This window comes from Embleya sp. NPDC059237 (genome assembly GCF_042754105.1).
Classification (GTDB): Bacteria; Actinomycetota; Actinomycetes; order Streptomycetales; family Streptomycetaceae; genus Embleya.
Genome location: NZ_JBHZAE010000013.1, coordinates 207926 through 232916, shown reverse-complemented (window position 1 = coordinate 232916; position 24991 = coordinate 207926). Strand labels below are relative to the sequence as shown.

General features: G+C 70.6%; 24 protein-coding genes and 1 pseudogene. 4 read left to right on the top strand and 21 right to left on the bottom strand.

The window, feature by feature from the left end:
- Positions 1-3: 3 nt before the first annotated feature.
- From ACFXKZ_RS34865 to ACFXKZ_RS34855, 3 genes are all read right to left on the bottom strand, one after another.
- Entirely contained in the window at positions 4-1185 is a 1182-nt protein-coding gene (locus ACFXKZ_RS34865) for an agmatine/peptidylarginine deiminase (RefSeq protein WP_380005961.1), read from the bottom strand.
- A 72-nt stretch (positions 1186-1257) separates the two neighbouring features.
- Positions 1258-2409, bottom strand: coding sequence for an agmatine/peptidylarginine deiminase (locus ACFXKZ_RS34860; protein WP_380005959.1), 1152 nt, complete (start codon positions 2407-2409; stop codon positions 1258-1260).
- Positions 2410-2815: 406 nt separating this feature from the next.
- Positions 2816-3400: a TetR/AcrR family transcriptional regulator gene (locus tag ACFXKZ_RS34855; protein ID WP_380005957.1), complete on the bottom strand. Its 585-nt coding sequence runs from the start codon at positions 3398-3400 to the stop codon at positions 2816-2818.
- 150 nt (positions 3401-3550) lie between these two features.
- Between ACFXKZ_RS34855 and ACFXKZ_RS34850 the strand changes: the two genes are divergently transcribed.
- A complete protein-coding gene (locus tag ACFXKZ_RS34850; protein WP_380005955.1) occupies positions 3551-4135 on the top strand; it encodes a TetR/AcrR family transcriptional regulator in 585 nt (194 codons plus the stop codon).
- A gap of 474 nt (positions 4136-4609) precedes the next feature.
- Here ACFXKZ_RS34850 and ACFXKZ_RS34845 read toward each other — a convergent pair whose 3' ends face one another.
- The 10 genes and pseudogenes from ACFXKZ_RS34845 to ACFXKZ_RS34800 all read right to left on the bottom strand — a co-directional run bounded on the left by ACFXKZ_RS34845 (position 4610) and on the right by ACFXKZ_RS34800 (position 14658).
- Positions 4610-4933 (bottom strand): transcriptional regulator, encoded by a 324-nt coding sequence (locus ACFXKZ_RS34845; RefSeq protein ID WP_380005953.1) that lies wholly within the window; start codon positions 4931-4933, stop codon positions 4610-4612.
- On the bottom strand, positions 4930-5391 hold the full coding sequence (locus ACFXKZ_RS34840) for a hypothetical protein (RefSeq protein ID WP_380005951.1): 462 nt from the start codon (positions 5389-5391) through the stop codon (positions 4930-4932). The genes ACFXKZ_RS34845 and ACFXKZ_RS34840 overlap by 4 nt, the downstream gene beginning before the upstream one ends.
- Positions 5392-6017: 626 nt before the next feature.
- Complete coding sequence (locus tag ACFXKZ_RS34835) at positions 6018-7016, bottom strand: zinc-dependent alcohol dehydrogenase family protein (RefSeq protein WP_380005949.1); 999 nt, start codon at positions 7014-7016, stop codon at positions 6018-6020.
- Positions 7016-7819: a HisA/HisF-related TIM barrel protein gene (locus tag ACFXKZ_RS34830; protein ID WP_380005947.1), complete on the bottom strand. Its 804-nt coding sequence runs from the start codon at positions 7817-7819 to the stop codon at positions 7016-7018. Before ACFXKZ_RS34830 ends, ACFXKZ_RS34835 begins: the two co-directional genes overlap by 1 nt.
- Positions 7816-8718 carry an FAD-dependent oxidoreductase gene (locus ACFXKZ_RS34825; RefSeq protein ID WP_380005945.1) on the bottom strand — a complete coding sequence of 301 codons (903 nt, stop codon included), beginning with the start codon at positions 8716-8718 and terminating at the stop codon, positions 7816-7818. Before ACFXKZ_RS34825 ends, ACFXKZ_RS34830 begins: the two co-directional genes overlap by 4 nt.
- Before the next feature lie 226 nt (positions 8719-8944).
- Positions 8945-9103 (bottom strand): annotated as a pseudogene (locus ACFXKZ_RS34820) (NAD(P)-binding protein); the annotation flags it as partial.
- 82 nt (positions 9104-9185) lie between these two features.
- Positions 9186-9833: a hypothetical protein gene (locus tag ACFXKZ_RS34815; protein ID WP_380005943.1), complete on the bottom strand. Its 648-nt coding sequence runs from the start codon at positions 9831-9833 to the stop codon at positions 9186-9188.
- A gap of 73 nt (positions 9834-9906) precedes the next feature.
- Positions 9907-12999 (bottom strand): amino acid adenylation domain-containing protein, encoded by a 3093-nt coding sequence (locus ACFXKZ_RS34810; RefSeq protein ID WP_380005941.1) that lies wholly within the window; start codon positions 12997-12999, stop codon positions 9907-9909.
- A gap of 384 nt (positions 13000-13383) precedes the next feature.
- Positions 13384-14484, bottom strand: coding sequence for an FAD-dependent oxidoreductase (locus tag ACFXKZ_RS34805; RefSeq protein ID WP_380005939.1), 1101 nt, complete (start codon positions 14482-14484; stop codon positions 13384-13386).
- Positions 14485-14658 carry an FAD-dependent oxidoreductase gene (locus ACFXKZ_RS34800; RefSeq protein WP_380005937.1) on the bottom strand — a complete coding sequence of 58 codons (174 nt, stop codon included), beginning with the start codon at positions 14656-14658 and terminating at the stop codon, positions 14485-14487.
- A gap of 488 nt (positions 14659-15146) precedes the next feature.
- Here ACFXKZ_RS34800 and ACFXKZ_RS34795 point away from each other — a divergent pair, with 488 nt between their 5' ends.
- From ACFXKZ_RS34795 to ACFXKZ_RS34785, 3 genes are all read left to right on the top strand, one after another.
- Positions 15147-15320 carry a CsbD family protein gene (locus ACFXKZ_RS34795; protein WP_380005935.1) on the top strand — a complete coding sequence of 58 codons (174 nt, stop codon included), beginning with the start codon at positions 15147-15149 and terminating at the stop codon, positions 15318-15320.
- A gap of 489 nt (positions 15321-15809) precedes the next feature.
- Positions 15810-16124 carry a hypothetical protein gene (locus ACFXKZ_RS34790; protein WP_380005933.1) on the top strand — a complete coding sequence of 105 codons (315 nt, stop codon included), beginning with the start codon at positions 15810-15812 and terminating at the stop codon, positions 16122-16124.
- A gap of 193 nt (positions 16125-16317) precedes the next feature.
- The gene (locus tag ACFXKZ_RS34785; protein ID WP_380005931.1) at positions 16318-16680 is read left to right on the top strand and encodes a hypothetical protein; all 363 of its coding nucleotides are present in this window, start codon (positions 16318-16320) and stop codon (positions 16678-16680) included.
- A 339-nt stretch (positions 16681-17019) separates the two neighbouring features.
- Here ACFXKZ_RS34785 and ACFXKZ_RS34780 read toward each other — a convergent pair whose 3' ends face one another.
- From ACFXKZ_RS34780 to ACFXKZ_RS34745, 8 genes are all read right to left on the bottom strand, one after another.
- Complete coding sequence (locus tag ACFXKZ_RS34780) at positions 17020-17577, bottom strand: hypothetical protein (RefSeq protein WP_380005929.1); 558 nt, start codon at positions 17575-17577, stop codon at positions 17020-17022.
- A gap of 138 nt (positions 17578-17715) precedes the next feature.
- Positions 17716-19362: a SpoIIE family protein phosphatase gene (locus ACFXKZ_RS34775; protein ID WP_380006113.1), complete on the bottom strand. Its 1647-nt coding sequence runs from the start codon at positions 19360-19362 to the stop codon at positions 17716-17718.
- A complete protein-coding gene (locus ACFXKZ_RS34770; protein ID WP_380005927.1) occupies positions 19362-21137 on the bottom strand; it encodes an ATP-binding protein in 1776 nt (591 codons plus the stop codon). The genes ACFXKZ_RS34775 and ACFXKZ_RS34770 overlap by 1 nt, the downstream gene beginning before the upstream one ends.
- A gap of 2 nt (positions 21138-21139) precedes the next feature.
- The gene (locus tag ACFXKZ_RS34765; protein ID WP_380005925.1) at positions 21140-22138 is read right to left on the bottom strand and encodes a SpoIIE family protein phosphatase; all 999 of its coding nucleotides are present in this window, start codon (positions 22136-22138) and stop codon (positions 21140-21142) included.
- A 68-nt stretch (positions 22139-22206) separates the two neighbouring features.
- The gene (locus tag ACFXKZ_RS34760) at positions 22207-22641 is read right to left on the bottom strand and encodes an anti-sigma regulatory factor (RefSeq protein WP_380005923.1); all 435 of its coding nucleotides are present in this window, start codon (positions 22639-22641) and stop codon (positions 22207-22209) included.
- Positions 22638-23036, bottom strand: a complete 399-nt coding sequence (locus ACFXKZ_RS34755; protein ID WP_078980827.1) for an STAS domain-containing protein — start codon at positions 23034-23036, stop codon at positions 22638-22640. Before ACFXKZ_RS34755 ends, ACFXKZ_RS34760 begins: the two co-directional genes overlap by 4 nt.
- A complete protein-coding gene (locus ACFXKZ_RS34750; protein ID WP_380005921.1) occupies positions 23033-23917 on the bottom strand; it encodes an STAS domain-containing protein in 885 nt (294 codons plus the stop codon). Before ACFXKZ_RS34750 ends, ACFXKZ_RS34755 begins: the two co-directional genes overlap by 4 nt.
- Positions 23918-24061: 144 nt before the next feature.
- Positions 24062-24895, bottom strand: coding sequence for a DUF1295 domain-containing protein (locus ACFXKZ_RS34745; RefSeq protein ID WP_380005919.1), 834 nt, complete (start codon positions 24893-24895; stop codon positions 24062-24064).
- Between the last annotated feature and the right edge of the window lie 96 nt (positions 24896-24991).

Genomic DNA, 24991 nt, shown 5'->3' with positions numbered 1-24991 from the left:
CGCCTACTTGGATGCCGGGGCGGCGGGTTGGTCGTGGGTGGCGCAGTGGATGCCTCCGCCACCGGACGCGATGGCGTCGATCGTGACGGGCACGACCTCGCGGCCGGGGAAGTGGTCGCGCAGGATCTGCCGCGCCCGGTCGTCCGCGCGCTTGTCGCCGAAGCGCGGCATGAACAGCGCGTCGTTGGCCACGTAGAAGTTGGCGTAGCTGGAGACGAACGTGTCACCGCGGCCGGTGATCAGGTCCGGGTCGGGTTGCGGGAGGTCGACGACCTCGAAGGGCTTGCCCCGGGCGTCGACGGCGGTCTTCAGCACGGAGCGGGCCTGGTCGCCGGCCCGCGACCAGGAGTCCGCGGGGCCGCCGGGGAACGCGGTGTCCAGCAGGACGGCGCCGGACGCGGTGTACCGGACCAGGCAGTCGACATGGGCGTCGGTGATGTCCTCGCCGCGGACGCCCGCGAACCAGACGACCCGGGTAACGCCCAGGGTCTGCTTGAGCCCGTCCTCGATCTGCTGCCGGGACTTGCCGGGGTTGCGGTTGTCGTTGACCACCGAGCTCTCGGTGACCAGCAGTGTTCCGTGGCCGTCGGTCTCGAACGAGCCGCCTTCCGCCACCAGGGGTGCCTGGTTGCGGGGGAGGCCGTAGTGCGCGAGGACACCGCGCGCGACCCGGCCATCGTTGCCGTGCCGCTGCTTGTTCCCCCAGCCGTTGAAGTTGAGATCGACGCCGGTGACCGCGCCGCCTTCCTCGACGAAGACCGGGACGGTGTCGCGTGCCCACAGGTCGTCGACGGGCATGGCCAAAACCTCGACGTCCTTCCCACAGGCGTTTTGCGCCGCGGCCTGCTGGTCCGCGCCGGCCAGGACGACGACCGGCTCGTACCCCGCGACGGCTCGCGCCAGCCGGGCGATGTCCTGGCGTACCGCGGGCAGGTCCGCGCCCCAGATCCCGGCCGAGGCGGGCCAGGCCATGAAAGTGCGCTCGTGCCGGTCCCATTCGGCTCCGAACCTCCGTGATCCGGCTTCGGCCGTGTCCGGACCCCCTCCCGGCGCGCCGCGACCGGCACCCTCCCCGGGAGCGTCGGACGTGGAGTCCTCGGTGCACGCGACGGCACCGAGGGCGACGACACCGGCACCGAGCAGACCGCGCAGAACGGCGCGGCGGGACGGGAGGGCAGCGGACATGGGGAACTCCGGGAGGGGTTGTGCGGTGGGCGTCGGGAACGACCGGCGCCGGTGGGGATGGGGGCGGGGCGGTCAGGCCACCGGTTCCTGCATGGTGGAGCAGTGGATGCCGCCGCCTCCGCCGCCTATTCGGTCGGTGTCCAGCTGGACCACCAGGCGGCCGGGATAGGCGGCGGCGACGACCCGGCGGGCCGCCTCGTCCTTGGTGCGGTCGCCGAACTGGGACATGACCACGCCGCCGTTGCAGACGTGGAAGTTGACGTAGGAGTCGACGAAGTCCGGGTTCGTCGATCGGATGGTGTCCGGGCCGTCGATGCGGATGACTCGGAGCCGACGGCCCCGCGCGTCGGTGGCGGCGGACAGGATCGCGAGCTGGTTGCGGGCGTCCTGGGCCCAGATGTCGGTGCGGCTCGCGGGCGGGACCTGCACCATCACGACGCCGGGGCCGATGAAGCGCGAAGTGGCGTCGATGTGGTCGTCGGTGATGTCTTGGCCCTTGATCCCGGGCACCCAGATCATCTTGCTCGCGCCGTAGGCGGCCAGCACCGCCTGCTCGATCTGTGCCCTGGTCATGCCGGGGTTGCGGTTGCTGTCGACCAGGCTGGACTCGGTGGCCAGGACGGTACCGTCGCCGTCCGTCTCGACGGCGCCGCCCTCGCCGGTGAATCCGGCGCGGGTGAAGGCGAGTCGGTCGTACGCCGCGATGCCTGCGGCGACGCGGGCGTCCTTGGCGTGGGTCTGCTTGTTGCCCCAGCCGTTGAAGCCGAGGCCGACGGCGTCGCGTCCGCCTTGGCCGTCGGTGCGGAAGACGGGCGCGGTGTCGCGGGCCCACAGGTCGTCGACGGGAATCGAGCTGATGACGGTGACCGTCGAGCCGCACTTGGCGCGCGCGGCGCTCGCGCCGGAGGCGTCCGGCGCGCACATGACCACCGGCTCGAAGCGCGCGATCGTCCTGGCGATCAGGGCGATGTCGTTCTGCACGCCGCTCAGCTGACGGCCCCAGATGGACGAACTGGTCGGCCAGGCCATCCAGGTGCGGACGTGCGCGACGTCGTCGGCCGGCACCCGCAGGGCCGCCGCGGCGCGCGCGGCCGGGGCCAGGACCGCCTGGCCGCCGACCGCGAGACCGGCGGCGCCGAGGACGACGCCGAGCACACGGCGACGCGAGGGTCCGGCGACGGACTCCGGTGTGGAACCGGAAAGGGTGGTGCGCGATCCATGCATGGCTGACTCTCCCTGTCGGGTGGTAGCTCCGCCGCTCGGCGGCACGGATGGACGAACTCGCGGATGCGTGGGGATTACCGACGGCACAGGGCGCACATGGCACCTGCGGTCCCGGTCCGGCGTGCCCACACTGTTTCACTGACTGAAAATTCAGTCAATAGCTCGGAGCGACAACGGCCGCTGGGGTTTCGGGCGGGATCGGGGACCGGTCGCGTCCGCGTGGGCGGGCCCTGCGGTGTTCGCGGGGGTGGACGGAGGCATCGATCGGCCGCCCCGCGGCGCGGATCAAGCGATGCGGGAACGAGCCCGGAGATCAGAGGTTCGGTGAGGGCGGTGTGGCGCCCGCAGGCACGTCCTGCGGGGGCAGGTGCCGCGCAGGGCGCCTCGGCCGATGGCCGGGGGTCTCTCAGCCGTGGTCGAGGTGGGACAGCTCGGTGTCGATCGCGGCGAGTATGAGGGTGCGGGCGTGGTCGAGCGTCAGTCCCTCGCTCAGCCAGCGCCCGCTGAGTCCTTCGAGGAGCGCGGTGAGCCGTTGGGCGGCCTCCAGTGCCCGCCCCGCGGGCGCGGCCGGCAGGACCGCCGTGATCAGGTCGGCGACCTCGCCGTCCCACACATGTGTGGCCTCGGCGAGGTCGGCGCGCAGCAGGGCGTCGAACATCGCGCTCGCCCTCAACTCGCCCCACGCGGTGCTGTTCTCGCGGACTTCGGCGGTGTCCTGGAACTCCAGGAGCAGCGTCTGCTCCAGCACGGCCCGCGGGTCTGTCGGATGCTCGGCGGCGACGCGGTCGGCGGTGTACCGCTCGGCCCGGTCGTTGATGAACCCCAGGGTCGCGCGCAGGACCCCGGCGCGGTCCTTGAAGTGGTAGTAGATCAGCCCGTTCGACACGCCGGCCTCGGCGGCCAACTCCTCGATGCGCAGCCCGCGTACCCCGCGGCGGGCGATGAGCCGCGCCGCGGCCTCCATGATCACGGTACGACGGTCGGCGGCCATGGCTCGACACCCTACCCTTTGGCCCCCCGTGCACCGTGTGCCACACCCGTTGCCAAGCGGTGATCGAGGACTTGACCGCACGCTACGATGACTGAATATTCAGTCAGTCAAGGAATGGGTGGCCCTGTGCCGCCCCGGTGGGGTGGCAGGGTGTCGAGCCGTCAGTTGTTGATCCTGGAAGCCGCCGCCGGGCTCATCGCCCGGCGCGGGGTGCGCGGCCTGCGGGTGGAGGAACTCGCCGCCGAGGCCGGAGTGTCCGTCGGGTTGGTCTACTACCACTTCGGAGACCGGGTGGGACTCATGCGGCACACCTGGGAGTTCATCAACGAGCGCGCCGAGCGCTACACGCGGTCCGAGACCGATCCGGACCTGGATCCGCGCCGCCGGCTGGAGGAAATGCTGATGCTCGAACTCCAGGACGCCCCCGAGGTGCGGGAGAACAGCACGGCTTGGGGAGAGTTCCGGGCGAGCGCCGTCTTCGTGCCGGAGTTGGGTCTTCAGGTGCGCGAAGCCACTACGCACTGGGTGCGGGATGCGCAGGAGTTGATCCGCCGTGGGCAGGACAGCGGCGACATCGCCTCGACCGTGGCCCCGGTCGACGCGGCCGAGCGACTCACCGCCCTCGTCGAAGGCCTCAGCGAGCGCTGGTTGGCCGGCTCACTTCCCCTGGATCGGGCGCATTTCCTGCTACGGAGGGCGCTGGCCCTGGAACTCGGATCGCGGCGGCACGCCTGACCTGCCCGGTCCGACGCGGGCTCGCCTCCTCACCGCCTCAGCGCGGGGCGCGGGCCGGAGCGGTGACAGGGCACGAACCGCACCGGTGGGCAGGAGTACTCCGGGCCCCATGCGATGTCCCCGCCCCGGCCCCACGCCCAGGCCCTGTCCGGCGGATCTTGGCGGGTCCGCGCCGCCCGGCACCGGACGACGCGGCCTGATCCACCAAGATCCGCCGGGCAGGGCCTGGCTAGGCGCCCGGCTCCCGGGCCGACGGCGGGATGCCGACGGTTGCCCGCGAACGTGGCCGTGGCGCACCTTCGCGAATTGTGCGTCACGGCCACCTTCAAAGATCGCCATCACGGGTCGGCCAGGAACTCATCCGATCGTCAGGCGGATCGCCCACGCGTGGATGGCGGCACCGGGAGTGGGGTCGTCGCCGGCGTCGGTCGTGCCGCGCCGGGCGGGTGGTGCGCCGGCGCGGCCGTGCCGGCGTCAGGAGCGGGTGGCGGGACTGTCGGTGGGCGTTGTGGCGCCGGCGACGATGGCCTGGAGCGCCGCGACGTGCCCGTCGAAGGCGTTTCGGCCCGCGTCGGTCAGGCGGGCGCGCACCTTGCGGCGACCGCTGCTGATGCGGCGCTCGGTGGTTGCGTATCCGGCCTCTTCGAGGGTGGCGAGTTGCTTGGACAGCGCCGATTCGGAGAGCCCCAGTCGGTCCTTGAGGTAGGCGAACTCCGCCCAGTCGGTGGCGGCCAGCGTCGCCACCAGCGTCAACCGGGTGCTGGGGTGGATCAGTTCGTCGAACCGCGGCGCCGTCATGCCCGCGCCCACCGGCGCGCAACGCTCAGGATGTCCGGTCCGCCGAAGCCGATGACGGCGGCGACCAGCACGGCGGCCCAGATGGCGGCGTGCTCCGCGCCGTCGGCGTCCAGTGCGAGCGCGGCGGCGATGGTGGCGCCGACGAGCACGACCAGCATGCCGATCACGACCAGTGGGGTGCGGCGCCCGGCAACGGCCGCGCTGAGCTGTACTCGGCCGGTGCGTCGGCGTCCGCCGAGCAGGCGCGTCGCGACGATCGCGTGACCGGTGCCGAAGGCCGCGGCCGCGGTTGCGCCCAGCCACGGCCATACGCTGCCGAGCACGCCCAGCACGGTCCAGGCGGCGGCCATCGCCCACCAGTAGCCGCGGGGCAGACCGACTTCGTCGGCCACGTGGCGCCGGGCACGGTCGACGGCGTCCAGCGCGGCGCGGGCCTGCTCCGGAGCGGTGTCGGTCATGATGGAACCTCACTTTCCTGATGGGAAAGTAAGCATCCGACTTTCCCGCTGGGAAAGTCAAGGGCCATCGGGCGGGCGAATCGACGTCCGGCGCCGCTATCGCGCAACTCTTGCTTTCGGGCCGTGCGTGGGCCCGGGTCGCCGGGGGCTGTGGGAGGCACCCGGCCCGCGAAGTCCCCCCGGGGACGGGGACTTCGCGGCGGGCGTGGCCGTGGTCGCCGGGCGAATGGCGACTGCGGCGGTGCCGGTACGCGGTCGGGTTCGGTCGTTCCGGGCCGACGAGCACCGCGACGACGACCCCGCCGTCCTCGCCTCCTGCGGACGCCCCGTCTCGGGGAAACCGCGGCTCGGTGTGGGTCGTTGGTGACAACTGTCGCGCTTTGGTCCATCGGACCGGGACGCCGGGTCGGCGGCCGGGTGTCGACTGGTGGCCTCGCGGAGCGATCCTGGCCGGGGCGGGTTGGTGGCCAGGTACCAGGTGGATCGCGCGGGCAGGGCGGCCGGATCCATGGTGGCGACCACCAGGCGGGCGGTGCCGTCGCCCATTCAACGACACGGCGGCGAGCCGTCCCACCCCGGGTATGGCGCCCGGCGGGAGGGGAGTCGCCTGTGCACGCTTTCGGCAGTCAGCCCACGAGCAGGATCTTGCCTGTGCCCGCGCGGCTTTCGGCGTTTCGGGCGGCGTTGCCGACGTCCGCGAGGTCGTGGCGACCCGCGACGGGCGCGTCCAGGTGATGGTGTGCCAATTGCTCGGTCACCGTGCGCACGAGTTCGCCGACCTCATCGGGCAGCATGGCCTTCAGGCGTTCGGGGAGCCAGAAACCGTCGAGGGTGACGCCGTGGAAGACCAGCGAGTCGGGTGGGAGCGCGATGTCGGATCCCGAGAGCATGCCGTAGACGGTCATCCGTCCGCCGTCGCGCACGCAGTCCAGCGCGAGTCGGCCGGTGGCGCCCCCGACCGCGTCGAGGGCGGCTGTGACGCCCCCGGCTCCGGCGAAGGTCGCGATCTGCTCACGGGCCCGCTCCGGGGGGTCGGCGAGGACTTCCGCCGCATCGTCGTCCGACGGGGTCGGGCGGCGGTGACGTCGGCGGATCACACCGACGCACCGGATGCCGCGTCGTCGCGCCAACGCCGTGATCATCCGACCCACCGTGGAGGTGGCGGCGGTGTGGAGGAGCACGTCACCCGCGGCCAGATCCAGGTCGTCCAGGAGCAGGTTCGCGGTCATCGGGTTGACGGTCATCTGGCAGGCGAGGTCGTCCGGCAGACATTCGGGGATCTCGATCACGTCCGCGACGGGCACGTTGAGGTACTCCCGCCAGGTTCCGTCGGCGGACACCGCGACGCGGCTGCCCGGCCGCAGGTGCACGTCGGGAGCCGCCTTGTCCACGACTCCCGCTCCCTCGAAACCCACCGGGGCGGCCGGTGGACAGCCCGGTGCGAGCGGCCCGAAGCGGGCCGCTCGGCCGTAGCGTCCGCGGATCCACAGCAGGTCCGAGGGGTTGATGGGGCGCGCGGTCAGGCGTACGCGGACCTCACCCGGGAGGGGGTCGGTCGGCGCGATGTCGGTCACGGACAGCACGTCGGCGGGTTCTCCGTGCTCTCGGAAGACGACGGTGCGCATCAGTGGCCCGGCCGGTAGAGGCTGTCGGCGAGGAGGAAGTCCCGGATCTCGGCGACGGAGTGTTTGCCGTCGTGGACCATCTTGTTGACCAGTACGTAGGTGGCGTGGCCCTCGCGCAGGGCGTCGCGCAGATGTTGGAGCGTGCCGCACCCTCCGGAGGCGATGACCGGCAGTCCGGAGGTCTCGGACACGGCCCGGGTCAGGGCGAGATCGAAGCCCTGCCCGGTTCCCTCGCGATCGATGCTGTTCGCCAGGATCGCTCCGACCCGCAAGCCGGCGAATCGGCCCGCCATGGACGCGGCGGTGGCTCCGGAGGGCTGCTCGCCGTCGCGGACGTACGCCTCCCAATCGTCCGGACCCGTCCGCCTGCTGTTGATGACACCCATGACTTGTTCCCCGCCGTATTCGCTCACAGCCGCTTCCAGGATCTGCGGGTCGTCCACCATCGCGGTGCTGACGGACACGACGTCCGCGCCGGCCGCCAACAGGTCTCCCATGTGCCGTACGGACGGGAGACGACCGTGCTCGACGGAGACCAGCGGATCGATTCCGACCTCCTTGATCCCGCGCAGCACGCCGGGGAGGTAGTCGATGCGCTCCCACGTGTCGAAGACGTCGAGGAACACCTTTCGGGCGCTGCCGGCGGCGTAGGCCCGGGTGATCTCGACGACGTCCGACGGGTTGCGCAGCCCGGGTATCGCGGACGGCTCGGTGGTGACGCCGCGGGAGACGTCGATACAGGGGATGACGAGGTCGCCGATGTGGGCCTCGCGGTTTTGGAACGCGGGCGTGGGGGTGGTCATGGTGTCGCCTTCCGAGGTGGGGTGAGTGCTGCCAGGCGGGGGCTGTCGGGGGCCAGGGCTCGTGCCACGTCCACGGCCGAGACCACGGCCGATTCCTGGGTCGAGACCTGCGTCATGACGTGGCCTGCGAAGTACAGGCCGCGGTGGCCCTGGAGTTCGCGGAGTCGGCCTTGTGCGGCGAACGTCGCCGGGAACGGCAACAGGGTGCGAAACCCGGCCCGGGCGAGGAGGCGACGCGGCAGGCTTTCGCGGTGGTCGAGTCGGCTGACGAAGGCTTCGCCGCCGTCGTCGAATCGGCGTCGGACGGTGCTCAGTGCCCGGCCACCGTCGACGGTGACGTTCGTCGTGGATCGGTACAGGGAGTCGGGACAGAGGTAGCAGGGATCCAGGTGCACGCCGTGAGCGATGTCCGCGTAGCGGTATGCGCAGAGCGCGCGGCGGGCCACGTCCGCTTCCGGCAGGTCCCGCAGCGCCTCCGCGGCGGCGTCGGCCGAAACGGCCAGGACGATCGCGTCCACGGTGTGCGTGTCGCCCCGAGAGTCGATCATCGCCAGTCGATCGCCCACGCGGCGGATGTGCCGCAGCGCGGTGCCGGGGCGCAGGTCCGCGGTATTCAGTCGGGCGGCCAGTCGGTGGGCCACGTCCTGCATGCCCTCGCGCAGGGTCTGCGTGGTCGGTGTCGTGCCGGCCGGCGCGTCACTTGCGAACACCGCCGCCGTCGCCCGCGCGGACAGCGTCGACGCCCGGGACAGATCACAGGCCCAGAGCGAGGAGGGCAGGGCGTAGACCAGGTTCTCCTTCACCGCCGCGGGTAGCGGCCACGGTTCCACGACGTCGCGCAGCGGAGTCGCCCAGTCCAGGTCTTGGGCGATCCAGTCGACGGCCTCGCGCACGAGCATGGCGATCGCCCGCCGCGCGTCCGCGGTCGAAGGGCCGCTCTCCGCCGCCTCGTCGTCGCCCGGCGCGGTCAGGGGGGCCTTGGAACAGCGGGAGTTCCCGTCCGGCCTCCGCGATGGTGTAGGTCGCCGCGGTGGTGATCCAATCGTCCTCGCCCAGTCCGAGGTTGCGCGTCAGGCTCTCGAAGAGCGTGAACGCCTCCAACGACACGCTGTACACGCCCAGGTCGATCACCCGCGCGACGCCGCCCGCGTCGACGAACCGCCGCGAACGCAAGTTTCCACCGAGGTCGTGCCGGGCTTCGAGTACGACGCTGTCGTGGATTCCGTCGATCAACCAGGCCAGGGTCAGCCCGGCGACACCCGCCCCCGCGATACCGATTCTCACCGGGTCTCCTCCTGTCGATCGAATCGTCGGCCGGTGACCGGGCGCCGAGGCGGCGCGTCGGCTCCGGACCGCTCTGGGGTGCTCACACGGCGGCCGCGGCGCGCCAGAAGTCGCCGATGCTGTCGTCCAACAGGCGGGCGCACAGGAGGACTTCGTCGGGGTCGTCACCTCGGTCGAGACCGTCCTGGACGACCTCCAGCGCGAGGCGACACAATTCGTCGGGGCTGTCGTCCTCGTAGTAGGACAGGAACTCGTCCGGCACCTTCAGGCCCACTGCCCGCACACGCGCGACCAGTTCGGCACACCCGGAGTAGTAGCAGGTCAGGTCGGCGTACGAGGACATTCCCGTGGCCGCCTGCGATCCCTGGACAGCCACCCAGGAGACGACGCCGTCGAAGGCGTACGCCGCGCTCTCCGGCGGCCGGAACTTCATCTCGGCCGGGTCCAGGCCCAGGGCCCGGGCGCACTCGTCCAGTTTGGGGGACGCGTCGTAGACCAGGCGGCCCAGTTGCAGGTACAGGTCGGCGGCGGGGCGGTGCGGGAAGCGGGAGAGCATCGTGCCGTAGGCCGCCAACTCCGTGCGGTGACACTGGGCTTCGATGCCGATCAGGCGTCGCAGGTGGTCCGGGGTCAACTCCGTGTCGGTGGCGAGCAGGGCGTTGGGGACGGGGTGGGCGAGGCGCCGGTTCTCGACTTCCTCGACGAGTCGTGCGGCGTCGATGCGGGTCATCGGGGATCTCCTGATTCGTTGTGTGTGGTGGTCCGGTCGCGCGATTTCGCGCGTCGGGCTCGGGTGGTTGCGGTCAGTGCCCTTCGGGCGGCGGTGCGAGATATCCGGTGTGGCGGAACTCGCGCAGGTAGGTATCCAGTAGCTCCGCGTCCACGGGCGGGCAGACCAGGCCGCTTTCGGCGAGCGCCGCTTCGGTGTTGTGACGACCGAAACGAGGGAAGGTGCCGTCGGTGTACATCTGCTTGACCGTGACGTCGCTGTCATGGGCGGGTTCGACGAACATGGCGACATACGGGGCCATGGGGTGATCGGGCAGTTGGGCGGTGAGGTCGGCGAGCATGCCACTCCAGGCGTCGTAGGGCATGGTGCGCACGGGGTAGCCCATGGCGACCAAACGCTCGACCAGCAGCGGCAGTCGGGCGTCGTGGGGGTTGGTGAGGTGATAGACGCGGCCGTCGGGTTCCTGGTGGGTGATGATGTGCACGATCGCCTCGGCGGTGAAGTCCACGGGCACGAAATCCAGGGGCAGGCCCATGTCCGGTGCGAGGCCGGTCTCGGCGATGGTGCGAAAGAGCGCGCACATCATCGTGTCGGTGTTCCACACGCCGCGGTCGCGGGTGCCGGTGATCTCGTAGGGCCGGTGGATGGCCACCGGGAGACCGCGCCGGCCGGCCTCGGCGATCAGCTTCTCGGCGACCCACTTGGTCTCGGGGTAGCCCAGGGAGATGCGGTCGGCGTGCTCGAGCGGGGTGTCCTCGTCGACGTGCTCGATCCCGGCGGTACCGAAGCCCGCGATCACCGCGATGCTGGAGATGTGGTGGACCGGCTTGAGGGTGTGCTCGCCCGCGAGTTCCAGGACGGTACGGGTTCCCCCGACGTTGATCGGCGCCAACGCCGCATACGGGTAGGCGAAGTTGACGCGCGAACCGCAGTGCACGATCAGGTCGATCCCGCGGGCCAGGCCGTTCCAGGCGTCGTCGGAGAGGCCGAAGCGCGGCTCGGCGAGTTCGCCCGGCACGGGGACGACGCGGTCCGTCAGCGGTTCGGGGTCCACGCCGTGCCGCCGCATCCGGGCGGCCAGGCGGTCGAGGGCCTCCTGCGCGTCGTCCGCGCGGATCAGGCAGTGCACCCGCTCCACCCCCGCGCCCAGGAGCTGCTCGACGAGGTGTACGCCCAGGAAACCGGTCGCTCCGGTGAGGAACACCTGCCGAGGGCTTCGCGGATGCGTGGACGCGGGCGCGTCGAAGCGCACTTCGGGAGCGAGTCGGGCCTCCGCGGCGAAGTCCACGGGCGTGTCGTCGTGCGCACGTCCCTCGTGCAACGCGTGCACCGCGGCGGCGAAGTCGGCCAGCGACGGGTCGCCGACCAGGTCACGGATCATCGTGCGGCCGTATCCGGGCTCTATGTGCAGCCGTTCGCGAAGAGCGGCGGTGATCCGCGTGGCACTCAGGGATGTGCCGCCCAACGCGAAGAACGTGTCGTCGCGGGACACCGCGTCGGCGTTCAGGACGTCGCGCCACACCCGGGCGACGGCCTGTTCCCATTCGCCGCGCGGTTCCTCGTCGCCGGTGTCCGGTGTCGATGCCGGTGCCGACAACTCGGCGAGTCTGCCCCGGTCGATCTTGCCGCTGGTGGTCAAGGGCAGACGATCGACCACGGTGATGCGGGCGGGGACCATGTAGGTGGGGAGCCGGTCGCGCACATGCTCGTGCAGGCGTTGCGCGAGGCGCCGCCGCTCCCGGTCGGAATGTGCCACGACCGCGGCCACCAACACCTCGCCGGCGCCCTCGCCCACGACGCCCACGGCGGCCTGCCGCACACGTGCGTGGGCCGACAACACCGCCTCGACCTCGTCCAGTTCCACCCGGTAGCCGCGCAGCTTGACCTGGCGGTCGCGGCGCCCCAGGTACTCGAGCGCGCCGTCCTCGCGCCACCGCGCCATGTCGCCGGTGCGGTACAGGCGCGAGCGCACCTCGGGGGGCGTCCAGGGGTCCTCGACGAAGCGTTCCGCCGTCTTCTCCGGGTCGTTGAGATAGCCCAGCGCGACGCCGTCGCCGCCCACCCACAACTCGCCGGTCTCGCCGGGGTCGGCGATGGTCCGGTCGTCACGGACCACGTACGACGTCGAGCCCGCGACGTTGATCCCGATGGGTACGTTCTCCGCCCGCGCGGACAACTCGTCGACCCGGTGGGTCGTGGACAGCGAGGAATTCTCGGTGGGCCCGTAGCCGTTGAGGAGCATTCCCGGCCGCCCGTGGCGCAGCACGGCCCGCACGGCGCGCGGTCCGACCGTGTCGCCGCCCACGATCAGGCAGCGCAGGCTCGCGAACATCTCCGGGGCGACGTGGGTGTGTTGGTGGAACAGTCCGGCACTCAGCCACGTCACGCTGATCCGCGCTTCGCGCAGCACGCTCTCCAACGCCTTGGAATCCAACAGGTCCTCGTCGCGGGCGACGACCAGGCAGGCGCCGTTGAGCAGGGTCGCGAACATTTCGAGGCAGGAGACGTCGAAGGTCGGATTCGTGGTCGCGAGCCATCGGTCCTCGGGCAGGACACGAAGGTCGCCGGTGTCGCGGGCCAGCCTCGTCTGGCCGCGATGGGGACACACCACACCCTTGGGCGCGCCGGTGGAACCGGAGGTGTGGATGACGTACGCCGCCTCTCCCGCGGCGCGCCCGCGCCACCATTGTTCGTCGGCTCGGTCGGGGGCGGCGAACAACTCGTCCGTGCCTACGACGTCCACGCCGTCGGGTACCTCGATGTCCGCGCCGGGCGCGGACACCGCCGTGCGGACGTCGGCGTCGGTGAGGATTTGTGCGATGCGGTCGGCGGGGTAGGAGGGATCGACGGGCAGGTACACGGCACCCGCGTACAGGATCGCGAGGGTTGCGGCCACCGCGTCCGCGGAGCGACCGATCAGCACGGCGATGTGGTCCCCCTTCGCCGCGCCGCGTGCCCGCAGGCCCGTGGCGCCGCGGCGAACCCGCTCCCCCAGCTCGCCGTAGCTCCAGACTCCGCCGACCCATTCGACGGCGGGCGCGTCGGGGCGCGCGGTGACCTGCTCCGCGAAGAGCGCCGGGATGCCGGCATCGCGCGGGTAGTCCGTGCGCGGGCGGTTTCGGATACGGGCGTGCTCGGGACACGGGGGGTGATGCGAGGTGACCATGGAATCTCCTGCGAAAATGAAAAAGCTCATGGAAAATGCAGGTCCCGACGCGTCCGCAGGAAAGCGTTGGCAGTCGGAGCCGCGATCATGGAACCCGGTTTCCGATGTGCAAGTCGGCGGAATCCGGAAGGCGCCTGAATATCGATCATGAATTACCGGAAAGACGCCGTTGGTAGGCTTGGCGTCCTTCGATCCGTTACGACCCGGACGATTGATCGACAATCGGTGTTTGTGAATCACCGAAGATGCCGGGTATCGGAAACCCGAAATAGCGACTTCGCCTCGCGCTTGCTCGGCATCACGTTTCGCGGCCCGCTCGCTTGCCCGATTGTGCGCTGCTACGGCGGCGGTGTCGGCCGTCTCCTGGCGGACCGGGGTGGCCGGTCAGTGCCGGGATGGGTCGGCGGCGACCACGGCCAATCGGTCTCCGCGGGTGACCAGCGCACGCACCACCCGGATCGCCGAGCGCACCGCGCTCTCCTGGCTGTCGGCGCCCCCGAGGTGGCTGCCCGCGAAGTACACGCCGTGGCGGCCCTGATGACTTGCGAGCGACCGGGCGGCCCGTGCCCCGGCGACGGTGGGGCGCAGTTGGCGAAAGTCCGCGCGGGCGATGATGTCCTCGGGCTCGGCGCGGTGGGTGATCCAGCTCTTGAACACGTCGGTGCCCAGAACCGGCCCCAGCCGAACGGTGCTCTCGGCCCATCGATCATCCGTGGTGATGCAGGTGGTGGACCAGTACGCCCGGTCGGCGGGCATGTGCGCCGGATCGCGGTGCAGGGCCACCGTGGTGGGGACGTAGTCGAACGCCGCCAGCAACTCCGCCGAGGGCTTCAGATCGGAACAACCCGCGACGAGGTCCAGGGCTCGGGGAGCCGAGGTCGCAACGACGACCGCGTCGTATGCGCTCATGCCGGCCGCGCCGAGCAGGCACGGGCGCCCGTCCTCGACGTCGATGGCGCGTACGGGTGCGCCGACGCGGACGTTGCTGCCGAGGGAGTCGGCGATGCGGGAGACGAGTTCCCCCAGACCGGTCGCCAGCAGGTGCCAAACCGGGGCGGCGTCCGGGTGCTCGGGCGACGCGCCCGTGATCCAGCCGGCCACCGCTCGTGCGGGTATCTCGGCGGCCTGGTCCACGGTGCAGCCGACGAGGGACGCGCACCAGGCCAAGAAGGTGTCCCGCACCTCGTCGACCGGCAAGTCCCGTGCGCCGGCGAGGTCGCCCACCGTCGTGGTGACCGGCCCGTTCTCGGCCTCCAGTCGTGCCGTAGCGGTGAGCAGTTCCGTGAACGTGTGTGCCGCCGGGCCCGACACCGGCGTACGCCCCTCGGTTGCCGCGGCCGAGGAGTCGGGGGTGACCAGCGTCGGCGCCGCCCGACCCGCCCGCGAGAGCGTCGTGGTCACCGGGACGTCCAGCGTGTGGTCGACGCTCAGCCCCAGGGCCCGGCGCAACGCCGTGTGGCACGGGTACGCCGTCGGGGAGAGCAATTAGGCACCGAGATCCACCGCGACCGGGCTGTCCCCGGCGCCGCCGAACGTGGCGGTACGGATGTTGCCACCGATGCGATCGGCGGCCTCGTACACGGTGACCTGATGCTCCTCGTCCAGCAGCCAGGCGGCGGTCAGCCCGGCGATGCCCGCTCCGATGATCGCGATGCGCATCGTTGTCTCCCCAAGGGTGGGGGAGTGGCACCGGGAGTTTCGCCGAGGTCCGACAGTATGCGCCGCGACACTCGGAGGAAGCCCGGAAACCCACGCCCACCCGATTATTCGTTGACGGTTGACAGGACGCTCCTCACCAATTTCCCGGGTCCAATGCATTGTCCACCCATAATGACCGGAAATCATCGGCCCGAATTCCCCTGTGCAACTGGAGTGGCGCGGCACCTCTCATTTCCCGTGCGTATCGAATTCTGGGGATTCGATCATTCGATTCAAGCCGCCGGGCCCAAGAGAAGGGATGATCCCCGGAACCCGATGGTGGATGACACGGACCGGTAGCAGCAGACAAGAGGGCCGCCACAGGTCTGGGCGGCCCAACAGCGCCGGCATGCGCGGGGTGGGGGTTGTGTTCCGGCGTCTCGACCGGGGTGTGAATCGGCAAGGTCGGGGCAGGCGTGGGACGTCATCGTCGATCCGGAGGAGTACGCATGAGCGCCGCGAACAAGGCCGACAACATGGCCGACAAGGTCAAGGGCAAGGCCAAGGAGACCGCCGGACGTGCGGTCGGCAACGAGCGACTCGAAGCCGAAGGCCGTGCGGACCAGGTCAAGGGCGACCTCAAGCAGGCCGGCGAACACGTCAAGGACGCCCTCAAGGACTGACGACGCACACGAACGACCCGGGGCCGGCGCCGACACCCATCGGTACCGGCCCCACGCACGTGCGGGCCGGCGGCGGGGGAGCGGAGCCGGGCCAAGTACCCGGCACGGTCGGTCTCCTCCGTGCCGGTTCACCGGCCCGCGGCCTCAGGTGGACTCGAAGCTGCCGGCCCCGAGTAGGAGGGCGCCGTCGCGCGCTGGAACGAGGCGGCGGAGATGCCGGACGGGGTGTCGGTGGCGCCGCCCGAGGCACGGACGCCCACCCGGTTCCTCACGCCGGGGACTCACCCCGATGTACACCCGCGCGGGTCCGCCCACCCGAAGGGCCCACCGCCAGGGGCGCTCCCGCACCGGATGGCATTGGATGGGCGAGGAATCATGGGCGACCATCGGGTCCGCCCACCCGCCCACCCGCCCACCGCCCGCTGCTGAACGGCAGGGACGCGACTGCCGCGGCGCGCGGTGCGGCACCCGAGGGAAGGATCGACACGGATGAGCGAGACGACGGAGCGGCCGGTCCTGCGGGCCGCCGGCTCACATCTGTATCCCGGCGCGTTGGTACGTGTGCACACTCCCGGGTCGACGGACCCGCACCGGGCCGGCAGGGTACCGGGCGACCTGATGTTCGCCGACGGTTCGCGAACCACCGCACAGGTGCTGATCGATCCGGACGAGCGGGCGACCCTGTGGGTGGCCGAGTACACCACCACCCGCGGCACCACGATCTCCGAACGGGTCTGGTCGACACACCCGTCCCCTGACGGCTCGGGCGACGTCATCCTCCGCATCGGCACCCGACTGCCGTAGTGGTTCCTGCCGTCGGTACGGCGGGTTCCCGACGGTCGGCGAGGAGCCTTTTGAGCATGAACTCCCTTGTGTTTCAACGTACTTCCTTGCGGATTAGGTCACATGGATCATGCCGGATCCAGTTCAATCCGATGGTCGGGTCGTTCGATCCGGCGGCCGACACCCGTCGGTCGTTTCCCCGAAAGGAAGGTCCATGAACCGCAAGCTTCGTAGGGCGTCGGGAGTCCTGGCCATCGGCCTGGCCCTCGGCGCGCTCTCCGCCGTCGCTCCGGCCGTCGCCGCGCCCGGCACGGCGCCTACCGCGGCGGCCACCACGTCCACCGGCACGAGCCCGTCCGCGCTGGACGACTTCCAGTGGCGGTACAAGCGGGCGTTCTCGTCCACCTACGCCTGCGAGCAGTACGCCGTAGGCCTGTTGAACAACCCCCACTACAAGGCGTACGCCTGCCGTCCGCGTTGGGACGAGCCCGGCGTCGAGCTCTGGATCCTGTCGGACGTCCCGCTCCCGTTCGCGGTTTCGCTCCGTCAGGAATCCGCAGTGACGTTCCCGCTGTAGTTTCGACCGGTTCATCGAGACGATCCGCCACACACCGTCAGCCTCCCGGTCGACCGTCCGCATGTCGGTCCTCGCAACGTAGGTGTGCCGCTCCCGACGCCGTCACGTCCTTCGCGACGGTCCGGCAGGGGACACCGCGCGCCGTTTCGTGCATTCGACCGACGCAGGTCCGTGACCCGGGCGGTTGTGGGTGAGGGTCTCGAGTACGGCACGTCGGCCGCACCGGTTCGTCGGGCGGCCGGCGTGTCGAACGACCCCGTCGCCGACCGCGTTTCATCGCGCGGGTCGCCGTGTCGGTGCGTCTTGTTCGATCTTGAGGGAGTCGAGCCCGCCGGCGGATCAGGAGAGGTGGGTGAGTTCCACCACGAGTGGGCCGCCGGCCGCGGTCAGGCCCGCTTCGGTCGTGCACTGTGGCTTGGGCAACGGTGACAGCGTCCGAGTGGTGACCGTCGTGTCGCCCGCGAAACGTCCGGACCGGACCTTGCCCTTGAAGACCGCCGACCGCCCCCCGCCGACCGGGGTTTCGACGCCGCCGGATTCCTCGAGTGTGCTGGTGCCGCCGTCGTCCCAGGTGATGGTCGTCGTGCGCGTGCGCGTGCCCCCGTCGCAGCTCATCAACCCCGACATGGTGGAGGTGACGCGGCCCGAGGCGGGCAGCGCGCCACCGAACGGCAGGCAGGACGTCAACTCGCCACTGCCCTCGCCCGCGACCTGACGCAGCGTCGAGTTCAACCCCGGAGTGAAGGTCTCGGTCTGGTACCCGGTACAGGTCTGCACCACGGGCACCGGCAGTGCGCGCGCGGCGGATTCGGCCGGACTCGCGACGCCGGCCACGACGAACGCCGGCACGGCCGCGAGACCGACCAGTCCCAGGCCGAGAAGTCGTGTGCGGTTCATGGGTCAACCTCGCAGATGGATGGTTCGCGGCGGATACCGCGACCGTGCAACGACTCGGGACCGGAGGGGAGTTACGGCTGGTCGCCCGAACGGATGAAACCGGGCGTGCGAGGCCGCCGACCGCCGCCTGCGGGACGGCTACCCGGTCCTGCGCAGCAGGAGAAGGGCGATGTCGTCGCGTTCGTCTCCTTCGAGGGCGGACAGGAGATGGTCGGCGAGGGCGTTCAGGTCGGTGCGGAAGGACTCGTCCCGGAGTGTCTCGGTGCGCAGGCGTGCCATGCCCGCGTCCAAGTCGCTGGTGCGTTCCTCGACGAGGCCGTCGGTGTACAGGAGGATGGTCGCCTTCGCGGGCAGTTCGTGGCGTACGGTCTCGGGCCTGGGCACTTCCAGTCCGAGCAGTGCACCGGCGACCGTGAGGTAGTGCGTATCACCGTCCGCGGTCACGATCAGCGGGGGCAGGTGGCCGGCATTGGCGATGTCGATCGTGCCGGTGCGGGGGTCGAGCATCAGCACGCACACCGTCGCGGTCTCGTACGGGTGATAGCGCATCAACATGGCGTTGAGGCGTTCGAGGATCGTGTGCGGTTCGTGTCCTTCGCTTGCGTAGGCCCGTAGTCCGTGGCGTAGTTCGCCCATGATGGTCGCCGCGTGCAGGGAGTGTCCGGCGACGTCGCCGATGGCGACGAGCAGGCGGTCGCCGATCGGGACGGCCTCGTAGAAGTCGCCGCCGATCTCGGTCTCGTCGGACGCGGGACGGTAGCGCACCACGATGTCCACCGAGTCGGACGAGGGCAACCGGGACGGCAGGAAGGTGCGTTGGAGCGACAGGGCGAGCGCGTGCTCCTGGGCGTGGGAGCGGAACGCCTCGACGGCGAGGGCTCCGGTGCGCGCGAGTTCGCGCAGCGCCCGCTCCTCCTCGGGGTCGCGGGCGGCGGTCGCGGGAACGGCGAGGGCGGTGGGCGGACGGCTGGCCTTGGTCCGGCAGATCGCCAGACGGACGTTGCCTTGCGCGAGGCTGTCCGGGAGCGTCCGCAGCCAGTTCTCGGCACTGATCACGACGGATTTCGAGCCCGTGCCCTCGTGGAGATTCGTGAGACGCGAGAGAGCGTCGAACAGCGTCGGTGGAACGTTTCCTTGTTGGGGGTCGAGGCCGAATTCGCTGATCAGGGTGCGGCGGGTGATGCCGCCCTCGCCCTGGACATAGGAGGCGGCCGGCCCTCGGCTGATCAGGGAGGCGCCCGTCACGATGGCGTCGCCGAGTTCCTCGAGGGTGGAGGCGGCGTTCACGAGCATGGTCGCGCGGGCGAGCTCGGACAACACCGCCGCGGTGTGCTCGGCACGACGGCGCGCACGCGAGTAACGCAGCGCGGACTCGAGGGTGGCCAGCAGTACGTCGGGATCGATGGGATCGACGAGGTAGGCGTCCGCGCCCCGGTACAGACCCTGGGCGCGCTCACCCACCGTGATGGCGGACGCGGAGACGTGGACCACCGGCACGGAGGCGGTACGGGCGTCGGACTTCAGGCGTTCGCACACCTCGAAGCCGCCGGCGTCCGGCAGGCGTACGTCGACGATGGCCGCGTCCAGCGCGTCGCCCTCGTCGGCGGCGGCGAAGGCCAGGTCCAACGCCTCGGCGCCGGTCGCGGCCTCGACGACGCGGTGCCCGGCCCGCCGGAGCCAGCTGCCGAGGATGTAGCGCTTGGTCTCGGTGTCGTCGACGACCAAAACGGTGGCGGCGGCTTGGGGCGCGACACGGTGATCCGCGGCGGTCGCGGGGGGTCGCATCACGTGGCGCCTCCGTCGGCGTGGTCGGCTCGCGACACGTCGAGGGCGTGGGCGATGTCGTCGGTGGTCAGGTCGGTCTTGGGGAGGCTGTACACCGCCGCGACGCGTTCGAGCAGCATCGATCGATCGAGCGAGGTCACCACCACGACCGGTACGCGCGAGAGTGTGGGGTGCGCCGCGAGTCGCCGCATGACCTCGAATCCGTCGGGATCGGGCATGTGGAGGTCGAGGAAGATCACGTCGGGCGGGTCCTCGGCGGCAAGGGCGAGGCCGAGGGTTCCGTCGCTCGCCTCGACCAGTCGGGTGACGAGCGGCCGAACAAGCATGCGAAACACCTCTCGGAAGGCGGGATCGTCGTCGATCACGAGTGCGTGGTCGACCCGCGGCGCGTGCTCCCCCGACGGCGCGGAGGTCGCGGTGGGCAGGGGAAGTCGGACGGTGGCGGTGGTTCCGACGCCCGGGGTGCTCTCCAGGGTGAGCGTGCCTCCGAGCAGGCGGGTGAGGCTACGGGCGTAGGGCAACCCGAGGCCGGTGCCGGCCGACCGCGTCTGCAAGGGTCCGGGGATCTGGTAGAACTCCTCGAAGACCTGCGCGAGATGGTCGGCCGTGATGCCGATGCCGGTGTCGCGGACGGTCAGCACCAACTGCCGGGCGAGCGGGTCGTGGCCCGCGACGAGCACGACCTCGCCGTTTTCGGTGAACTTCAGTGCGTTGGACAACAGATTGCGCAGGACCCGAGTGAGGACGACCTCGTCGGTGACCACCGTGGGCGGGTGATCGCCGACGTCCAGGCGGAACGTGACGTCGGGGGCCGCGACCGGGTGCATCACGCCGTGTATGTGGGTGAGCAGTTCGACGAGGTCGACCGGGGTCAGGTGCGCTTCCATGCGTCCCGACTCGGCCTTGGCGATGTCGAGGAGTTCGTTCACCAGGGTCGAGAGCGTGGCGCCGGACGACTCGATCAGCGTCGTCTGGCGGCGCTGCTCCTCGGTGAGCGGGTCGGCGGCGGGATCCAGGAGCAGCCGGGCGAGGCCGATGACGGAGTTGACCGGCGTGCGCAGTTCGTGGCTGACATTGGCCCAGAACCGGGTGCGGGTCTCGGCGATCACGTGCAACTGCCGGGTCTTTTCCTCCAGTTCGGCGTAGAGCGCGACCACGCCGGTGTTGGTGTCCGCGAGTTCCTGGGACAGTTCCGCGTACAGCGCCAGGACACCCTGATTGGTTTCCTGGAGTTCGTCATTGAGGCGCAGTAGGTCGTCCTGGCGGGCCTGGAGGTCGTCCAGCGCGTTGAGCAGTTCCTGGTTCTGGGAGCGGAGTTCTTCCAGCGCGCTGCGTGGACTCGAGGCGGCCAAGGCCGCTCTGGCCGGTTCCACGTCGCCGGGTCGGAAATCCACCAGCCGTTTGCGGACCACGATGCGGCCCTCGAGCCGCTCGACGTCTTCCACCAGGCGTTCCGCGGCGCCGCCCGTGGGCGGCATGACGCCCGCGCCGTTCGGACCCGGTGTCTCCCAGGCGATCTCCACCACGAGAGAGGGTTCCACACCGTCGAGTTCGACGCCGAACTCGACGACGGCCGGGCCGACGACGTCGATGAGTTCGCGGCCGATCTCGCTCAGGGCGGTGGCCACCCGCACGCGGTCCTGACGGCCGAGACCGACGGCCTCGGCGACGTTGCGCGCGAGTTGCCGCACGACGAAGACGTCATGGGCGTCGCGCAGGGGGCACCTGGTCAGGAGCGTGATCGTGGCCCGCCATTGCGAGTGTCGGTCGTCCACGATCAACCGGTCTTTCGGGGCGCCCTGACCGCCACGACACACGCGTCGTCGGAGCGAGTGCCCGCGTCGCGCAGCAGCGTCGCCGCGACCACGAGCGGTGTGTGCGACGTCAGACCGGGAGCGTCGGCGGCGCGTCCGCGTTCGGTCAGTCCGTCGGAGTGCAGCACGACCATCGCTCCGGCAGGCAGGTCGTACTCGAACACGCGCCGGGTGCGCGCGTGCTGGCCTGCGATGCCGGGCAGGGAGACCATGCCCCGGCGGGGCCCATCGCTCAGGATCGTGCCGGAGACGTTACCGATGCCGCAAAAGCGTACGACGCCGCCGGCCGCGTCGAGTTGTGCGATGGAGAGCGCGCCGCCGCGGGTACCGTTCATCGCCCGATGCAGGTGATCGGCGTAGGCGTCGGGCCGTCCCGGGGGAGCGGCCTCGAAAGCCTGCACCGCGACGCCGGAGGCGCGTGCGGCCATCGGGCCGTGCCCCAGACCGTCGCACACCATGACGGTGGTCGTCCCCTCGTCGACACGCACGGCGTACGCGTCACCACACACCGTCTCGCCGCTGATCGGCCGCGTCAGTCCGGCCACCTCGTCCCATGCCGCGTCACCCGCCGCCCGGCTCCGAAAGCGCAGGGCCAACGTGACTCCACGACCGGGAAGCGAGAACAGGTCGGCGTCGTCCGCCAGGCGCAGGATGCCGCCCAGGCCGATACCGAGAGTGCCGCGGCTCGAGTTGCCGTCCGTGCTCGCCCACGCGACGTCGGAGATCCCGGGGCCGCTGTCGACGGCCACCACCTCGATCGCGACGCGCGCGCCCGAATACACCGACCGCAGCAGGACGGCGCCGTCGTCCGCATGCCGGTGCAGGTTCGTGGCGGCCTCCAAAACCACGATCCCGATCTCCTCGGAACGCACGGCGTCGAAGCCGAGACGATGCGCGAGTGCGGTCGCGGCGCGCCGCACCGCGGCCGGCATGCTCGGATCGCCGTGGCGAAACCAGGACACGTCCGTCGCTCGTGCGGGCCTTGGCGACATGCATTTCTCGCGGTCCGCGGGTCCGTTCGTACCGGCGGTCATCGCGACCACTTCACTATCTCCACGCGCGTGCCGCCCCCGACCTCGGTGTCGATGTGAAAGTCGTCGACGAGTCGACGTGCCCCGCTCAGTCCCAGACCCATGCCGTCGCCACTGGTCCAGCCGTCCGTCAGGGCCTGGTCGAGGTCCGGGATACCCGGGCCCTCGTCGACGAACCGCACCTGCACCCCGCGCCGCCGACCCCTTTCCACGACCCACAGGTAGGCCGTGCCCCCGCCGCCGTGGATGAGTGTGTTGCGGGCGAGTTCGCTGGCCGCCGTGACCAGTTTGGTCTGATCGACCAGGGACAGGCCGATGCGTTGCGCCGACTCCCGCACCGCCTGACGGGTGCGCACCACGTCGTCATTGCCGCGGATCGGTTGGATCTGGGCCTCGGTATCCCCGTCCGTGGGGCCGGCGCTAGGCGTGGTCATCCGCCGGACACGTCGATCGAGGCGTCACCGAACAGGTTCGCCCGCCGGCGTGCCAACAATGCCAGTCCCTTCTCCAGGTCGAGCGCCGTGTGCACCCCACCCATCGACAGCCCCAGTTCCACCAGTGTGATCGCCACCGCGGGCCGCATGCCCACCACCACGGTCTCCGCGTCGAGCATGCGCGAGACGGCCGCGATCGTGGCGAACATACGGCCGATGAAGGAATCGACGATCTCGACGGCGGAGATGTCGATGGCAACGCCGTGCGCACCCGTCCGCACGATGCGTTCGGACAGGTCTTCCTGCAACGCGAGCACGCTCTCGTCCTGGAGATCGACCTGGATCGACACCAACAGGACGTCACCGATCTTCAGGATCGGCACACGTTCCATCACGACCTCCGGGCAGGCGAGGAGCGAGGCGCCTCCACCCCGCTGCGGCGCAGGGCGTGGGACAGCGCGTCGGCGAGCGAGGCCTTCGTGGCGATGTCCCCGAACTCGATGCCCAGTGCGACGATGGTCTGCGCGATCTGTGGGCTGATCCCGGAGATGGTGCACTCGGCGCCCATCAGGCGCGCGGCCACGACGGTCTTCAACAGATGCTGGGCGACCTGGGTGTCGACGGCCGGGACGCCGGTGATGTCGATGATCGCCTGTTCCGAGCCCGTGTCCACCAGGGCTTGGAGCAGCTTCTCCATCACCACCTGGGTGCGCGCCGAATCGAGGGTGCCCACCAACGGCACCGCCACGACTCCGTCCCACAGCTTCACCACCGGGGTGGACAACTCCAGCAGTTGTTCCGTCTGGTCGGAGATGACCTCCTCGCGTGCCCTGGAGTACGTCTCGAAAGTGAACAGGCCGAACGCGTCCAGCAGCCGCGCGAGCCTTTCCGCGGTCTGGTAGTTCGCCAGCGACGGCTGCTCGCTCGCGACGAGGTCGAAGACCACTTCCTTCAGCCCGAACACGCCGACTGCGGTCTCGGACGGCGTGAAGCCCTGCCGGGCCCGATTACGGGACAATTCCGACAACAGGGCTCGCAGTTCGCCGAACGACTCGCTCCCGGAACCCTCCAACTCGTCGTCCCGGGTCCCCGCCTGGAGCCCGGCGAGCAGCGCCGAGAACAGCTCCCGCAACTCGCCGGTGACCTCGGCCCCGGACACCCGTCCGCGCAGGCTCCCGGCCACCTTCGCCGACCAGCGCTCCGTCAGCGCGGTCTCGTTCGACGTCAACAGGTCCAAAACCCTGAGGCGAACCCCGATGTCGCCCTGTTCAGCCACGACGTGCTCCCCTCAAGCATCCATTGTCATGCGACAACAAAGCTTAGGTCATGGGATGAGCCGCCCCGAAGGCACCCGGGGCCAACCGCCGCTCAGGCCCGCCCACCGGCCGGTGCGCATGCGGTGGGAGCGGGCCGTCGAGGATCACCGCCGCGGCTTCCGGGGTGTCGTGGTGGCCGGAGCGCGGCGGGGCGGCAGCGGCAGGAAGCCGCTGGTGCGGTCGGCGTACTCGATCCAACCGGGTCGCTCGGCGGCCAGTTGCCGCTCGAGCATCGGCTTCCCGCTGCCGAAAGCGAGCAGATAGGTCATCAACAGCGGACTGAGGACGAAAGCCCAACCGACGGCCGTGTCGGCGACGAGCAGGAACAGACCCCACCACACACAAGCGTCGCCGAAATAATTCGGGTGGCGCGTATAGCGCCACAGGCCGCGGTCCATGATGCGATTGCGGTTGGCCGGGTCGGACTTGAACCGCGCGAGCTGCCGGTCCCCCACCCCCTCGAAGAACAGGCCGACCGCCCACAGGGCCACACCCACCCAGGCGAGCGCGCCGGGCGCGGACGAAACGTACTGCGCCGCCTGGATGGGCAGCGAAACGAACCACACGATGCTCGCCTGGAGCAGGTAGACCATCCGCAGCGCGTACCGGGTACGGGCCGGACCCTCGGGTGCCCGCGAGAGCATGCGGGCGTAGCGGCGGTCCTCCGGTGCGCCCCTGGCCCGCCACCCGATGTGCGCGGACAATCGAGTCCCCCACAGCACGACCAACACGGTGGCCAGTCCTCGACGCGTCGGGTCCCCGTGCCCGGCGGACAGGACGTACCCGGTGGCCGCCACGCCCACGAACGCCAACCCCCAGGCGACATCCACGCCGCGGTGTCGCCCGGTGCGCGCACCGACGACGAACGCGGCGAGGAATACGCCGAGGGTGACCGCGGCGGTGATGACGAGGTTGGCGGAGAAGGCGGCCTCGTTCACGATGGCTCCTCAGATCGACGGGTGGCGAGAACTCGATGCCCGGACGGCGTGGACGATTCGCCCGGTCGAGGCGTCGGTACATCGCCGAGCGCCGTC

Excerpts from the sequence above, each read along its gene's own strand:
- ACFXKZ_RS34865 (WP_380005961.1), bottom strand. The coding sequence starts at position 1,185 with ATGTCCGCTGCCCTCCCGTCCCGCCGCGCCGTTCTGCGCGGTCTGCTC.
- ACFXKZ_RS34860 (WP_380005959.1), bottom strand. The coding sequence starts at position 2,409 with ATGCATGGATCGCGCACCACCCTTTCCGGTTCCACACCGGAGTCCGTC.
- ACFXKZ_RS34855 (WP_380005957.1), bottom strand. The coding sequence starts at position 3,400 with ATGGCCGCCGACCGTCGTACCGTGATCATGGAGGCCGCGGCGCGGCTC.
- ACFXKZ_RS34845 (WP_380005953.1), bottom strand. The coding sequence starts at position 4,933 with ATGACGGCGCCGCGGTTCGACGAACTGATCCACCCCAGCACCCGGTTG.
- ACFXKZ_RS34840 (WP_380005951.1), bottom strand. The coding sequence starts at position 5,391 with ATGACCGACACCGCTCCGGAGCAGGCCCGCGCCGCGCTGGACGCCGTC.
- ACFXKZ_RS34835 (WP_380005949.1), bottom strand. The coding sequence starts at position 7,016 with ATGCGCACCGTCGTCTTCCGAGAGCACGGAGAACCCGCCGACGTGCTG.
- ACFXKZ_RS34830 (WP_380005947.1), bottom strand. The coding sequence starts at position 7,819 with ATGACCACCCCCACGCCCGCGTTCCAAAACCGCGAGGCCCACATCGGC.
- ACFXKZ_RS34825 (WP_380005945.1), bottom strand. The coding sequence starts at position 8,718 with ATGCTCGTGCGCGAGGCCGTCGACTGGATCGCCCAAGACCTGGACTGG.
- ACFXKZ_RS34815 (WP_380005943.1), bottom strand. The coding sequence starts at position 9,833 with ATGACCCGCATCGACGCCGCACGACTCGTCGAGGAAGTCGAGAACCGG.
- ACFXKZ_RS34810 (WP_380005941.1), bottom strand. The coding sequence starts at position 12,999 with ATGGTCACCTCGCATCACCCCCCGTGTCCCGAGCACGCCCGTATCCGA.
- ACFXKZ_RS34800 (WP_380005937.1), bottom strand. The coding sequence starts at position 14,658 with ATGCGCATCGCGATCATCGGAGCGGGCATCGCCGGGCTGACCGCCGCC.
- ACFXKZ_RS34795 (WP_380005935.1), top strand. The coding sequence starts at position 15,147 with ATGAGCGCCGCGAACAAGGCCGACAACATGGCCGACAAGGTCAAGGGC.
- ACFXKZ_RS34790 (WP_380005933.1), top strand. The coding sequence starts at position 15,810 with ATGAGCGAGACGACGGAGCGGCCGGTCCTGCGGGCCGCCGGCTCACAT.
- ACFXKZ_RS34785 (WP_380005931.1), top strand. The coding sequence starts at position 16,318 with ATGAACCGCAAGCTTCGTAGGGCGTCGGGAGTCCTGGCCATCGGCCTG.
- ACFXKZ_RS34780 (WP_380005929.1), bottom strand. The coding sequence starts at position 17,577 with ATGAACCGCACACGACTTCTCGGCCTGGGACTGGTCGGTCTCGCGGCC.
- ACFXKZ_RS34775 (WP_380006113.1), bottom strand. The coding sequence starts at position 19,362 with ATGCGACCCCCCGCGACCGCCGCGGATCACCGTGTCGCGCCCCAAGCC.
- ACFXKZ_RS34760 (WP_380005923.1), bottom strand. The coding sequence starts at position 22,641 with ATGACCACGCCTAGCGCCGGCCCCACGGACGGGGATACCGAGGCCCAG.